The 12,622-nt window shown below is 72.5% G+C and carries 11 protein-coding genes; 2 read left to right on the top strand and 9 right to left on the bottom strand.

What is annotated here, in order from left to right; all coding sequences use genetic code 11:
* Positions 1-23 precede the first annotated feature (23 nt).
* The 3 genes from ACIBBA_RS11125 to ngcE form a co-directional block, all read right to left on the bottom strand.
* Positions 24-935 carry a carbohydrate ABC transporter permease gene (locus ACIBBA_RS11125; protein WP_396696049.1) on the bottom strand — a complete coding sequence of 304 codons (912 nt, stop codon included), beginning with the start codon at positions 933-935 and terminating at the stop codon, positions 24-26.
* Positions 932-1,840: a carbohydrate ABC transporter permease gene (locus ACIBBA_RS11120; RefSeq protein ID WP_396696047.1), complete on the bottom strand. Its 909-nt coding sequence runs from the start codon at positions 1,838-1,840 to the stop codon at positions 932-934. Before ACIBBA_RS11120 ends, ACIBBA_RS11125 begins: the two co-directional genes overlap by 4 nt.
* 68 nt (positions 1,841-1,908) lie before the next feature.
* Complete coding sequence (ngcE, locus tag ACIBBA_RS11115) at positions 1,909-3,327, bottom strand: N-acetylglucosamine/diacetylchitobiose ABC transporter substrate-binding protein (protein WP_396696045.1); 1,419 nt, start codon at positions 3,325-3,327, stop codon at positions 1,909-1,911.
* Between the two features lie 206 nt (positions 3,328-3,533).
* Here ngcE and ACIBBA_RS11110 point away from each other — a divergent pair, with 206 nt between their 5' ends.
* On the top strand, positions 3,534-4,976 hold the full coding sequence (locus ACIBBA_RS11110) for an acyltransferase (RefSeq protein ID WP_396696043.1): 1,443 nt from the start codon (positions 3,534-3,536) through the stop codon (positions 4,974-4,976).
* On the opposite strand, the gene ACIBBA_RS11105 is transcribed toward ACIBBA_RS11110, so the two are convergent.
* From ACIBBA_RS11105 to ACIBBA_RS11085, 5 genes are all read right to left on the bottom strand, one after another.
* Positions 4,924-5,157, bottom strand: a complete 234-nt coding sequence (locus ACIBBA_RS11105; protein WP_396696041.1) for a hypothetical protein — start codon at positions 5,155-5,157, stop codon at positions 4,924-4,926. The two genes, ACIBBA_RS11110 and ACIBBA_RS11105, sit on opposite strands and share 53 nt — an antisense overlap.
* 206 nt (positions 5,158-5,363) lie before the next feature.
* Complete coding sequence (locus ACIBBA_RS11100; RefSeq protein WP_396696039.1) at positions 5,364-6,857, bottom strand: CoA-acylating methylmalonate-semialdehyde dehydrogenase; 1,494 nt, start codon at positions 6,855-6,857, stop codon at positions 5,364-5,366.
* The gene (locus ACIBBA_RS11095) at positions 6,854-8,155 is read right to left on the bottom strand and encodes an aspartate aminotransferase family protein (protein WP_396696037.1); all 1,302 of its coding nucleotides are present in this window, start codon (positions 8,153-8,155) and stop codon (positions 6,854-6,856) included. Before ACIBBA_RS11095 ends, ACIBBA_RS11100 begins: the two co-directional genes overlap by 4 nt.
* Before the next feature lie 140 nt (positions 8,156-8,295).
* Positions 8,296-9,162 carry a hypothetical protein gene (locus ACIBBA_RS11090; RefSeq protein ID WP_396696035.1) on the bottom strand — a complete coding sequence of 289 codons (867 nt, stop codon included), beginning with the start codon at positions 9,160-9,162 and terminating at the stop codon, positions 8,296-8,298.
* Between the two features lie 26 nt (positions 9,163-9,188).
* Complete coding sequence (locus tag ACIBBA_RS11085; RefSeq protein WP_396696033.1) at positions 9,189-10,058, bottom strand: hypothetical protein; 870 nt, start codon at positions 10,056-10,058, stop codon at positions 9,189-9,191.
* Positions 10,059-10,197: 139 nt separating this feature from the next.
* Here ACIBBA_RS11085 and ACIBBA_RS11080 point away from each other — a divergent pair, with 139 nt between their 5' ends.
* Positions 10,198-11,259 carry a hypothetical protein gene (locus ACIBBA_RS11080; RefSeq protein ID WP_396696031.1) on the top strand — a complete coding sequence of 354 codons (1,062 nt, stop codon included), beginning with the start codon at positions 10,198-10,200 and terminating at the stop codon, positions 11,257-11,259.
* Positions 11,260-11,271: 12 nt separating this feature from the next.
* On the opposite strand, the gene murD is transcribed toward ACIBBA_RS11080, so the two are convergent.
* Positions 11,272-12,618: a UDP-N-acetylmuramoyl-L-alanine--D-glutamate ligase gene (gene murD, locus ACIBBA_RS11075; protein WP_396696029.1), complete on the bottom strand. Its 1,347-nt coding sequence runs from the start codon at positions 12,616-12,618 to the stop codon at positions 11,272-11,274.
* Between the last annotated feature and the right edge of the window lie 4 nt (positions 12,619-12,622).

The following is a 12,622-nucleotide window of genomic DNA, read 5'->3' as shown; positions in this document are numbered from 1 at the left end:
CCGGTCAAGCCACCGTCCCGGCCTCACTTGAGTTGACCGGCCGTCAGGCCCGCCTGGACCTGGCGCTGGAAGACGACGTAGACGGCCAGCACCGGCAGCGTGGCGATGGTCAGGCCGGCGAAGAGGCCGCTGTAGTCGCCCTGGTAGCCCTGGCTGACCGCCAGAGCGGTGAGCCCCTGCGCCAGCACCCACTTGGAGTCGTCACCCTGCATCAGCACCTGCGGGAGGATGAACTGGTTCCAGTGACTGAGGAAGTTGAAGATCGCAACGCTGATCAGTCCCGGACGCGCCATCGGCAGCATGACCCGGAAGAAGAGCCGGAAGTGCCCGCAGCCGTCGACCAGCGCCGCCTCCGCGACCGAGTTGGGCAGGGTGCGGAAGAAGGCGGTCATGAAGAAGACCGTGAACGGCAGCGAGTAGGCGGCGTACACCAGCACCAGGCCGGTCCAGGTGCCGAAGAGACCCGCGTTGCGCACCACGAAGAAGAGCGGCACCAGCGCCAGGAAGACCGGGAACATCATGCCGCCGACGAACAGGTAGTAGAGGACCTGCCGCCCCCAGAAGGTGTAGCGGGCGAAGACGTACGCCGCCGCGGAGCCCAACAGCATCGTGAGGGTGAGCGAGCCGCTCACCACGATGGCGCTGTTCAGGAAGTACTGCCCGATGTGCGCCTCGGTCCAGGCGCGCCCCCAGTTCTCGAACCGCAGCGCCCCGGGCAACCCCCACGGGTCGGAGAGGATCTCCCCGTCGCTCTTGAAGGAGCTGAGGAACATCCAGAGCAGCGGCAGCACGGTCAACGCGCCCCAGAGCAGCAGGAACCCGTGCGAGAAGACGTTGGCGACGCCGGACTCGCGGCGCAGCTTCCGCTGCGCCGGTGCCGGACCGGCGCCCTCGGCCGTGCCGTCCGGCGTCGCGGATCTGTCCAGGATGGTCACGAGTACTCGATCCGGTCACGTCGGGCGGTGCGCAGTGCCAGCACCGCCACCGACAGGGTCAGGAAGAACAGCACCACGCCGATCGCCGAGGCGTAGCCGAACTTGCTCTCGCTGCCGAACGCGGTCTCGTACATCCGCAGACCGATGACGTCGGAGGAGAAGTTGGGCCCGCCGTTGGTCATCTGCTGGATCAGGATGAACCCGTCCAGCGCCGCGATCGCCAGGTAGATCCAGGCGACCTGCACGGTGTCCCAGAGCAGCGGGATGGTGATCCGGCGTACGGTGACCCACCGCGACGCCCCGTCGAGCATGACCGCCTCGTAGATGTCGCGCGGGATGGCCGACATGGCCGCGCCGAAGAGCACCACGTAGAAGCCCACGTTGCTCCAGACCATCACCGCCAGCACGCACCAGAAGGCCGTCCGGGGGTCGCCGAGCCAGGTCGGCGCGGGCAGGCCGACGGCACGCAGGGCGCCGTTGAGCAGGCCGCTGTTGGGGTGGTAGATCTCCTTCCAGAGCAGGGCGATGATCACCACCGAGAGCACCTGCGGGAAGAAGTAGACCATCCGGTAGACCGAGGTGCCGCGTACGCCGGTCACCCCGGCCCGGCCCTTGCGTCCGCCCATGTTGAGCATGGTCGAGAAGAACAGGCCCAACCCGATGGTCAGCACCGGCACCACGGCGAGCAACCAGGCGTTGTTCTTGAGCGCGTTCCACACCCGCCCGTCGTCCAGCATCGCCTTGAAGTTGGCCAGCCCCACCGGGTCGGCCTCCGCCGAGTAGCCGAGCCAACCGGTGGTCGAGATCTGGAAAGCCTGCAGGTACGGCGAGAGCACGAACACGCCGTAGAGCAGCAGCGGCGGCACCAGGAACGTGATGATCAGCGGATACTTGCCATGTCTCACGAGAAGGACCTACTCCCCCAGCGGTGGGCCGGTGGGGACGGGGCGCGCCCGCCCCCACCGGCCGGGCGTCACGCGGCCCGCTTGTACTTCTTGATCGAGCTGTCCTGGGCGATCGAGTCGGCGCCCTGCTGGCACCGGTCGAGGAACTCCGCGGGGCCGATCCGGCCGCTGAAGAACTCACCACAGGCCGCGTCCACGAGCTCGCGCTCCAGCTTGCGGTAGTAGTTGTTGTAGACCCAGTTGAAGCCGTTGCTGCCGGAGGCGTCCAGCCCCTTCACCACCGTGCTGAGGCCGAACGGCAGCTCGACGCCGTCGGTCGACCCGGCCACCACGGTCAGGCTGGACACCTTCTTCGTGAAGTCCTGGGCGCCCTTCTTCGACAGCATGACGCGGAAGTACTCCAGGCCGCCGGCGAGGTTCTTCGCCTTGGCCGGCACCATGAACGGCTCACCGGCGGTACCGCGGATCGCCTCGAACGGCAGTTTGTCGCCGGCTCCGAGGCTGGGCGTCGGCTGGATCGTCATGTTGAAGCCCTCGGGGGTGACCTTCTTCTGCTCGCTCTCCAGCCAGGAACCGCAGGAGATGAAGGCGGCCTTGCCCTGGCACCACGCGGTCTGGGACTGCACGTGGTCGAGGCCCGGCGAACCGTCGAGGATGTACTTGTCCTTGACGATCTGGTGCCAGGCGTCGGCCGCGGCCTTCATCGCGTCGGACTTCCACGCGTTCGGTTCCAGGTTGTCGATCGCGGTGGCGACGGAGGGCCCGCCGAACTTGATGGCCGTCGCGATCAGCGGCCAGCTCATGTAGCGGGGGTGCTTGCCGGCGTACGTCCACGGCGCGATCCCGGCCGCCTTGATCTGCTTGCAGAGCGCGATGTGCTCGTCCCAGGTCTTGGCGTACTGCCAGCCCCGGTCGGCGAAGAGCTTCGTGGAGTGCCAGATGCCGTAGGCGGTGTAGGTGTAGTTCAACACCAGGAACTTGCCGTCGTAGGAGCCGACCTCGACCGCGCCGGGCAGCAGCGTGTCCTTGACCGTCTTGCCGGGGATGTCGAGGCTCGGAGCGGCGAGCAGCTCGCCCAGGTCGGCGATGGCGTTCTGGGAGACCAGGCCGTTGAAGTCGATCTGACCGGCGCCGGAGTTGTTCACCACGTCCGGCGGCGAACCGTCGACGAAACGGGGCTGGAGCGTCTTGTTGATCTCCTGCGTCGCGCTGTGCTTGATCGTGGCCTTCGGGTACTTCTCGGTGTACATGGCCTCGTGGGCCTTGGCGTACTCCTCGCCGAACCCGCCGTTGAAGATCACCACCTCGAGCGGGGCGTCCTCCTTGACCCCGAGCGGGTTCTGCTCGCTCTTGGTGCCCTTGTAGCTGCCGGTGTCGCCGTCGTCGTCGCCACCACCACCGGTCGCGCAGCCGGCGAGCAGACCGGCGGCGGGGGTGGCCAGCAGGCCGGCGGCGGCGCTGCGCCGCAGGATGTCACGCCTGTTCATCACTTCTCCTCGGTTCGGGTACGGACGGCCGGCCGGGAGTTGGGGGATGGCGGCCGCGGCGTCGAGGCACGGGGGGCAAGTGTCGCTTGTCTTCACTTAATACAATGTTTCTGAAGAATTTCTACGGCAGTCCGGCGCGGACTTCAAGGCCCGGCGTCCGAACCGTTATCCGCGTGGTCACACCAGCGCTGGCATACCCTCGGGCCATGCGCCGTCCGGCCCAGCTCGCCGCGGCAACGCCGGCCGGCCGGGAGCGTTACGTCGACCTGCTCCGCGCGCTCGCCATCATCGTGGTCGTGCTCGGCCACTGGGCCGTCGCCGCCGTCAGCGAGGACGCCGCCGGCCGGCCCAGCGCCCGCTCCGCACTGCCCGACCTGCCCTGGGCGTACCCGCTGACCTGGGCGGCCCAGGTGATGCCGGTCTTCTTCGTGGTCGGCGGGTACGCGAACGCCGCCTCGCTGACCGCCCGCCGGGCCCGGGGCGGGGATGCCACCGGCTGGCTGCTCGGCCGCAGCGCCCGGCTGCTGCGGCCCACCACGGCGCTGCTGCTGGCGCTGGTCGGCGGGGCGCTGGTCGCCCGGCTCGCCGGCGTGGCCGACCCGCTGATCCGGACCGTCGCCTGGTTCGCCACCATCCCGCTCTGGTTCCTCGCCGCCTACCTGCTGGTGGTGCCGTTGACCCCGGTGATGTGGGCGCTGCACCGGCGGTTCGGCCTCGTCGTACCGCTGGTGCTGGCCGGGTTGGTCGCCGCCGGTGACCTGGGACGGGCGCTGGGCCCGGCCGAGCTGGCCATCCCGAACTACCTCTTCGGTTGGTTGGCCGTCCACCAGCTCGGCCTCGCCTGGTTCGACACGCGCTCGGAGGACCGGGAGGCGGCCACCGGGAAGCAGGCCGTCCGGCGGGGCCGCCGACTGCCGGTGTCCCGCCGGGCCGGCTGGACGACCCTGCTCGCGGGACTGGCCGCGACGCTGCTGCTCACCGCCGGCCCCTACCCGGTCAGCATGCTCAACGTCCCCGGGGAGCGGCTCGACAACGCGGCACCGCCGAGCCTGGCGCTGCTGACGCTCACCACCGCCCAACTCGGGCTGATCCTGCTGCTGCGCGACCGCGCCGAACGCTGGCTGCGCCGCCCCCGACCGTGGCAACTGGTGATCGCGGTCAACGCGGTCGTGCTGACCGTCTTCCTCTGGCACCTGACCGCCGCGATCCTGCTGGTCGGCGCCCTGGACGCGCTGCGCCTGCTGCCCACCGCGCCGGTGGGCTCGGCCGCCTGGCTGGCCTGGCGGCTGCCCTGGGTGCTGATGCTGGCCGTGGTGCTGACCGGCCTGGTCGCCGTTTTCGGGCGGATCGAGGCGCGCAGCGGCCGACAGCGCGGGCGGACCGCGGCGCACCGGTCGGAGCGCGGACGACTCCGGCCGACCGTCCGCAGCCTGCTGACGGCTGCCGGCTTCGTCGCCGTGGTGTACGGCCTGGTGGCCAACAGCGCGGCGCCGAAGGAGGCCCCCGAACCGCTCGGCGTGCCGGTCCCGGCCCTGGTGGCATACCTGGCCGGAGCCGGCGCGCTGCGACTGCTCAGGCGCGGGTGGGGAAGCCCGGTTACTCCGGCCGGCGAATCCGGGCGCGACGCCGGCGCAGCGCCACGGCGATGAGGATCCCGGAGAGCACGCCCGGGCCGCAGTGGACGAGCAGCACACCGAGCAGGCTGGGCCCGCCCCAGTCGTTCCGGTAGGTGGCCGGGTCCGTCATGTCGATCACGAACGGCTCGACGATGGCGCGGGCCACCAGGTACAGGCCGACGACCAGGCCGATGACCGATGCAGTCCTACGCACGTTGGGCTCCGTTCGACGCGCCGAGGGTGAACCACCCCTGTCGGCGTCGATACTGGCGCGACCGTCGGCCCAACCACATCGGACCGTGGGGTGGTCCGGCACGTCATACCTCGGTGCCAGCGGGCGGGCGGCGGGCCGGAGCGCGGACGGCACAGCGCGTCGACCCGGCCCTGGTGAGGGGGCCGGGCCGACGCGCCGCGGGTCGCTCAGCTCTGGGTGGGAAAGCCCAGGTTGACCCCGCCGTGGCGGGGGTCCAGCCAGCGGCTGGTGACCACCTTGCCGCGGGTGAAGAAGCGCACCCCGTCCTCGCCGTGCGCGTGCAGGTCGCCGAAGAGCGACGACTTCCAACCGCCGAACGAGTGGTAGGCCATCGGCACCGGGATCGGCACGTTGATCCCGACCATGCCCACCTCCACCTCGTGCTGGTAGCGCCGGGCGGCGCCGCCGTCGTTGGTGAAGATGGCGGTTCCGTTGCCGTACGGGCTGGCGTTGACCAGCTCCAACGCCTCGTCGTACGAGCCGACCCGGAGCACGCTGAGCACCGGGCCGAAGATCTCGTCGGTGTAGATCGACATGTTCGGGGTGACGTGGTCGAAGAGGGTGGGTCCGAGCCAGAACCCGCCCGGCTCGCCGTCCGGCTCGACGCTCCGCCCGTCCACCACCGGCACCGCGCCGGCCGCCGTGCCCGATTCGACGTAGGAGCGCACCCGGGCCGCGTGCTCGGCGGTGACCAGCGGGCCCATGTCGCAGCCGCGCCGGCCGTCCCCGGTACGCAGCCCCGTCATCCGCTCGGCGATCTTCGCCACCAGCGCGTCGGCCACCGGCTCGACCGCGACCAGCGCGGAGATCGCCATGCACCGCTCCCCCGCCGAGCCGAACCCGGCGTTCACCGCCGCGTCGGCGGCCAGGTCGAGGTCGGCGTCCGGGAGCACCACCATGTGGTTCTTCGCCCCGCCGAGCGCCTGCACCCGCTTACCGGTGGAGGTGCCGCGCTGGTAGACGTAGCGGGCGACCGGGGTGGAGCCGACGAACGACACCGCCCGCACCTCCGGGTGCTCCAGCAGCGCGTCCACCGCCGCCTTGTCGCCGTTGACCACGTTCAGCACGCCGTCCGGCAGGCCGGCCTCGGCGAACCACTCGGCCAACAGCAGCGCGGCGCTCGGGTCCTTCTCGCTCGGCTTGAGCACCACCGCGTTGCCGCACGCCACCGCGACCGGCACGAACCAGAGCGGCACCATCACCGGGAAGTTGAACGGCGAGATCACCGCGACCACGCCGAGCGGCTGGCGCAGGGTGTACGAGTCCACCTCGGTGGAGACGTTCTCGCTGAACGCGCCGCGCAGCGCGGACGGGATGCCGCAGGCGTACTCGATCACCTCGAGCCCGCGCTGTACCTCGCCGGCGGCGTCGGCGAGCACCTTGCCGTGCTCGGCGGTGATCACCTCGGCCAGCCGGTCCCGCCGGGCGTGCACCAGCTCCCGGAACGCGAAGAGCACCGCGCTGCGCCGCGCCAGCGAGGCGTCCCGCCAGGCCCGGGCGGCGCGGGCCGCGGCCTCCACCGCCACGGCGACGTCTGCGGCCGAGGCCAGCGCCACCTCAGCGGTACGCCGACCGGTGGCCGGGTCGAACACGTCCGCGCGCCGCTCGGACGTGCCGGCGAACCGCTTGCCCTCGACGAAGTGACCGATAACCGCGCTCATGCCGGCACCTCCGCCGCCGCGCGGATCGCGTCGACCAGGATGGTTAGGCCCTCCCGGGCCTCCGCCTCGGTGAGGGTGAGCGGCGGGCCCATCCGCAGCACGTTGCCGTAGAGGCCGCCCTTGCCGACCAGCAGCCCGCCGGCCTTGCACGCCTCGAACGCCCGCACCGTGCGGGCCGTATCGGGTTCGCGGGTGCCCGGGTGGACGAACTCGACCGCCAGCATCAGCCCCTTGCCGCGTACCTCGGCGACGCAGTCGAGATCGGCGACCGCGGCGCGCAGGCCGTCGGCGAGGATCGCGCCGGTGCGGGCCGCGTTGGCCTGCAGGTCATGGTCGAGGAGGTAGTCCAGCACCGCGTTGCCGGCGGCGGTGGAGACCGGGTTGCCGCCGAAGGTGGAGAAGCTGATCGCGGGCACCGATTCGAGCACCTCGGCCCGGCCGACCACGCCCGCGAGGGCGAAGCCGTTGCCGATGCCCTTGGCGAAGGTGAGCAGGTCCGGCGTGACGCCGTGCGCCTGGTAGCCCCAGAAGTGCTCGCCGGTACGCCCCCAACCGGTCTGCACCTCGTCGGCGATGAAGAGGATGCCGGTCTCGTCGAGCACCTTCTTCCAGGCGGCGAAGAGCCCGTCCGGCGGGTGCACGAAACCGCCGACGCCCTGGATCGGCTCGGCGATCAGGGCGGCCACGTCCCCGGCGGTCTGGGTGGCGAGCACCTCGCGCAGGTCCTCGACCGCGGCGTCGACCTGCTCGTCGGCGCTGAGCCGGGCGAGCAGGCCGCGCAGCCGCTCGGCGGAGTGCAGCCAGGCCACCTGCAGCGGGTTCAGCGGGCTGGCCGACCAGCCCCGGTTGCCGGTCACGCCCATCGCCGCGTACGACCGGCCGTGGTAGCTGTTGCGCACGGCCAGGATCTGGTGCGAGCGGCGGTGGTTGGTGGCGACCAGCAGCGCCGCCTCGTTCGCCTCGGTGCCGGAGTTGGTGAAGAAGACCCTGGCGTCCGGGATGCCGGAGAGCTGGGCGATCTTCTCGGCCAGCTCGACCTGCTGGCGGATCAGATAGAGGGTGGAGCTGTGCACCACCCCGGTACGCAGCTGACGCTCGACGGCCTCGCGGATCTCGGGGATGTCGTAGCCGATCATGTTGGTCAGCACGCCGCCGAAGAAGTCCAGGTACGTCCGGCCCTGGGCGTCGGTGACCCGGCGTCCGGAGCCGGAGACCAGCTCGATCGGCTCGTCGTAGTAGAGCGGCATCCAGGACGGAAGCACGGCCCGGTGCCGGGCCAGCAGATCGTCGGTGGTCATCGAGGCACCCTTCGCATCGCGGTTACCGCACGCTTTCACCGCTGCACCGCAGAGACAACTGTCAGCGTGTAGCGCGAGCATCCGCCCGGCCTGACAGAACGTCAACGGGTCTGGCCGCGTTTTTCGTCGCCTGCTTGCGTTCAGAGCGCGCATCCGGTGGTGAGATCCGCCTTCGACCGTCGTTTTACGCGCCGCCGCGCCGGTAGATGCAGACCCGCCGCCACCAGCGCGAAGCCGGCCCAGCCGGCGGCCAGCCCCACCGCCGGTGACAGGCCCTGACCGAGGTGGACGCCGCTGAGGAAGCCGACCAGGGCCAGGCTGTTGCGCGCGAAGTGCCGGCAGAACCGCGGCAGCTCCCGGCGCACCTCGACGGCCACCAGCACTCCGGCGTACGGGAAGGTCACCACCAGCCCGCGCAGCAGCTGGCCGAGCAGCCCGGTCAGCGCCGCGCCGCCGAGGATCAGCGGCAGCTTCGCCAGCGCGGGCAGGTTGCGCTCCGGTCCACCGTCCACCGGAGACGATGCTTTCCGGGCCGGTGCGGGCGGCGAGGGCTCGGCCGCAGCGGCGGCGCGCGCCGACGGAGCGGGTGCGGGGTCCGCCCCGGCGCGACCGGGATCGCTCCGGGGCAGGGTGCGGCCGCCCGGGCGGCGGTGCAGCACCAGCATGGCGAGCAGCCAGAGCGCCACCGTGCCGGCCAGCGCCGGCGCGAACGGCACGGCGAGCGGGCGCAGCGCGACCGCCAGCGCCAGGTAGCCGGCGACGCCGGCCAGGTCGGCCACGATGATCGGCCAGCGCAACCGGTGATGCGTGAGAGCGACCAGGCCGAAGAAGAGGTTGAGCCCGACCACCCCGAGCAGCTGCGCCCCGTCCACCCGGTACCCGGTGGCCAGCAGCGCCGCCGACATCGGCAACGGCAGGCTGGCGACGAACGCGCGCAGCCGCACCGAGCGGATCAGGCTGACCGCCCACACCACCGCCGTCACCAGCAGGACGCCCTGCACGGTCATCGGTCGCTCCCCGGGCCGATGCCTGGTCAGGCCGGAAAGGTGGCAAGGGCGGCGCAGGCCTGGAACGTCTCGCCGGACCGGGCGAGGTCGGTCGGGTTGACCGAGAAGCGGTTCTCGGTGATCTCCCCGTGCGCGCTCATCCCCGCCGTCCAGCAGGCCGAACCGTCCCAGCGGACCAGGTTGACGTGCAGTTCCGGACCGGCCGCGCCGGAGGGCAGCAGCCCGACCCGTACGCCCGCCCGACGCTGGGCCTCCACCAGCTCGGCCAGCTCGTCGGACAGCTCGACATAGGTGAAGATGCGGGTGATGCGCACCCCCCGGTCCAGCGCCGCCAAGTTCGCCGCCCAGTACTGCCGGCCGACGTCGCCGCGCCACCAGCTCAGCTCGCCGCTGGCGCGTGGCATCACGTTGGTCAGCGCGTCCAACTGCCGTACGCAGTCCCGGGTCGCACCGATCAGGTCCTGGCAGTCCGGACCCGGCCGGATGATCCGCCCGTGCCGCAACTGCTCGACGTCGGCGTGAAAGCGCTCGAAGCGGCGCCGCGCCTCGTCGGCCACCCGGGTGCCCGGATGCTGGCTGACCGCTTCGCGGGCGCCGGCGACCACCTCCGGGACGGCCTGCACCAGCCACGGCGGGCCCTCCAGCAGCGTCCGCAGGTGGAACCGGCGCTCGGCGCGGGCGAGCGAGTCCACCAGCAGCGAGATGGTGATACCCATCAGACCCGCGAGCAGGGACTCCACCCCGGTGGCGGCGTTGGTCAGGTCCAGCACCACGGAGAGCGAGATCGACAGCCCGATGCCGATCAGCGCGACCGGGTCGGTGTGCGCGACGAGCCGTGCGAACGCGAGCGGGGAGCCAGGCCGGCCGGCGCGCGGTCGGCGGAGCAGTTCGGCCATCGACGACCTCCCGGGTGCCGGCTGCCGTCAGGGTACGGTCCACCCGCCACGGCCGGCTTCGCACAGGCTGTCGCCGCGCCGCGTGGCGGCTCCCCACGATGGGCCGGCCCCCGATCCGTCGGCCGGTACGATCCGGACCGTGCCCGAGCGTCCCGTCCCACCGTCGCCCGGCGCCTCCCTCCCCCCGCCGGCTGCAGTCACCGGCGTTCCGGTGCCGCTGCCCGGTGGCGCGTTGCCGGGGAACGGCACGGCGATCGTCGACGGCATCGCCGGCTGGATCGACGCCGCGCCGCTGCGCGGGTTGGTGACCCGCTTCGGCGGCGACTGGCCGGCCGGCGACCTGGCCGCCGTGCTGGCCGGGCTGGACGACTTCTCCGCGCGGCACTGGGACTTCCGGGGCGGCCGGGAACGGCCCGAGGCGCGCGAGCCGGCCCTCGACCCGGCCACCGTCGGGCAGGTCCACGCCGCCGCGACCGCGCTCGGCCTGGTCCGCCCGGCGCCGCCGGCCCGGCCCGGGTACGCCCACCTGCTGGTGCTCGGCGGGTTGGCGCACGCCTGCCTGCGCCGGGTGGCGTACGCGGCGGACCTGCTGCGCCGGGGCGTCCGGGCGGCCGGCGAGGTGGCGGTGCTGGGCAGCTTCCGGCCGCTCTCCGAGGTGGAGCTGGGCGCCCTGGCCGGTGCCGGGGTGACCGGCTGCGCGACCGAGGTGGACGCGCTCGACGCCGGGGTCCGGCTCGTGTTCGGGGTGGACGCGCCGGACGACCACGACGGCGTGGACACGGGCCACCCGCACCACTCCTGGTCGTCGCGGACCTACCGCCCGGCCGGCCTTCCGCCGGTGCGGGTGCTCGCCGCCCCGTCCAGCGAGCCCGAGCGGCGTCGCGCGCACACCGCCGACACCCAGCACTTCTGGGCCGGGCACGCCCGCCTCTCGGCCGGCGACCCGGTGCTGCTGGTCACCGCCCCGATCTACGTACCGTTCCAGCACTGCGACGCGCTGCGCACCCTGGCCCTGCCGTACGGCTGCGGAATCGACACCGTCGGCGTCGACCCGGCTCTACCCGATCTGGCCCGGCTGCCCGAGCCGACCCTGACCCCGGGGCGTTACCTCCAGGAGATCCGCTCCGCGATCCGCTCCATGCGCGCGCTGCACACTGCCCTGCTGACCCCCGGCCCGGCTGTCGCCGACCCTCCCGACTGACGGCGCGCGAGGTCAGCCGGCGGTGTCGCGTACCGCCTCGGCGAAGACCTCGGAGCGGTGCTCGAAGTTGCGGAACCGGCCGTAGCTCGGCGCCGCGGGAGAGAGCAGCACCACCCCGCCGGCCGGGGTCAGCTCGCGGCCCAGCCGGACCGCGTCGACGAGGTCCTCGACCACCTCGGTACGCACCTTGGGCAGCCCGGCGAGCGCCTCGACGATGCGCGGGCCGCTGTCCGGGATGCCGATCACGTTGATCTCGCGTTCGGCCAGGTGCTCACGGAGCGGGCTGTAGTCCAGCCCCCGGTCGCTGCCGCCGACGATCACGGTGAGCGGCCGCCCGTCGTACGCGTCGATGGCGTGCATGGCGGCGTACGGGCTGGTGGCGAGGGTGTCGTCGACGAAGGTCAGCCCGGACGGGTCGATGATCTCGGTGAGCCGGTGGGCCAGCCCCTGGAACCCGGCGACCGCGACCGCGAGGGTGTCCTTGCGGGCCACCACGTCGACGCCGAGCGCGTCGAGCACGGCGAGCGCGACACAGAGGTTGCCCTCGTTGTGCCGGCCGACCAGGGGCAGCACCGTACGCGGGAAGAGCGGCTGGTCGCCGAGGTGGAACCAGGGCGCGCCGTCCGGGCCGGCGGCCACGTGGGTGGTGTCCGGCGAGCCGGCGCGCACCGCGGGCCGGTCGCCCAGCTCGGCGGCGAGCCGCGGGTCGGCGCCGTTGACCACCACGGTCTGCGGCTGGTGCGCCAGCAGGTTGAGCTTGTCCCGGTAGTACTCCCGCTCGCCGCCGTGCGCGTCCAGGTGCTCCGGGAAGAGCGCGGTGACCACCGCGACCCGGGGCGAGTCGGTCAGGTCGCTGCACTGGTAGCTGGAGAGCTCCAGCACGTACAGCTCGGCCTCGGGCAGGTCCAGCGTGGGCACCCCGATGTTGCCGCCGAAGACGTTGGGCCGGTCCACCGCCGCGAGCAGGTGGCTGATCAGGCTGGAGGTGGTGCTCTTGCCCTTGCTGCCGGTCACCCCGACGGTGCGGGCCGCGTGGTCGGCCATCCAGAGCGCGGTGCCCTGGGTGATCGGCACCCCGAGCCGGCGCAGCTCGACCAGCCACGGGTGGGTCTGCGGCACGCCCGGCGAACGGACCACCACGTCGGCGGCGGCCAGCCGCTCGAAGCCGGCCTCGCCGGTGACCAGCGGCGCCGCCTCGGCCAGCGGGCCGTCCCAGGGCAGCGACAGGAAGTTGGCGCTGTCGTCGACGGCGACCAGGTCGGCCGGGCCGTGCGCGGCGATCGCGGTCACCGCCGCCCGGCCCTCCCGGCCGGTCCCCCAGACGGCGACGGTACGTCCGCGCAGGTCAGACAGGCGCACTGGT

The organism is Micromonospora sp. NPDC051006 (assembly GCF_044456245.1).
Lineage (GTDB): Bacteria > Actinomycetota > Actinomycetes > Mycobacteriales > Micromonosporaceae > Micromonospora.
Note: the sequence above shows the minus strand (reverse complement) of the source record. Positions and strands in the feature narration are given on the sequence as shown.

What these genes read in the sequence shown, in the direction of transcription:
- ngcE (WP_396696045.1), bottom strand. Translation starts at nt 3,327, where the DNA reads ATGAACAGGCGTGACATCCTGCGGCGCAGCGCCGCCGCCGGCCTGCTG.
- ACIBBA_RS11090 (WP_396696035.1), bottom strand. Translation starts at nt 9,162, where the DNA reads ATGACCGTGCAGGGCGTCCTGCTGGTGACGGCGGTGGTGTGGGCGGTC.
- ACIBBA_RS11110 (WP_396696043.1), top strand. Translation starts at nt 3,534, where the DNA reads ATGCGCCGTCCGGCCCAGCTCGCCGCGGCAACGCCGGCCGGCCGGGAG.
- ACIBBA_RS11100 (WP_396696039.1), bottom strand. Translation starts at nt 6,857, where the DNA reads ATGAGCGCGGTTATCGGTCACTTCGTCGAGGGCAAGCGGTTCGCCGGC.
- ACIBBA_RS11085 (WP_396696033.1), bottom strand. Translation starts at nt 10,058, where the DNA reads ATGGCCGAACTGCTCCGCCGACCGCGCGCCGGCCGGCCTGGCTCCCCG.
- ACIBBA_RS11095 (WP_396696037.1), bottom strand. Translation starts at nt 8,155, where the DNA reads ATGACCACCGACGATCTGCTGGCCCGGCACCGGGCCGTGCTTCCGTCC.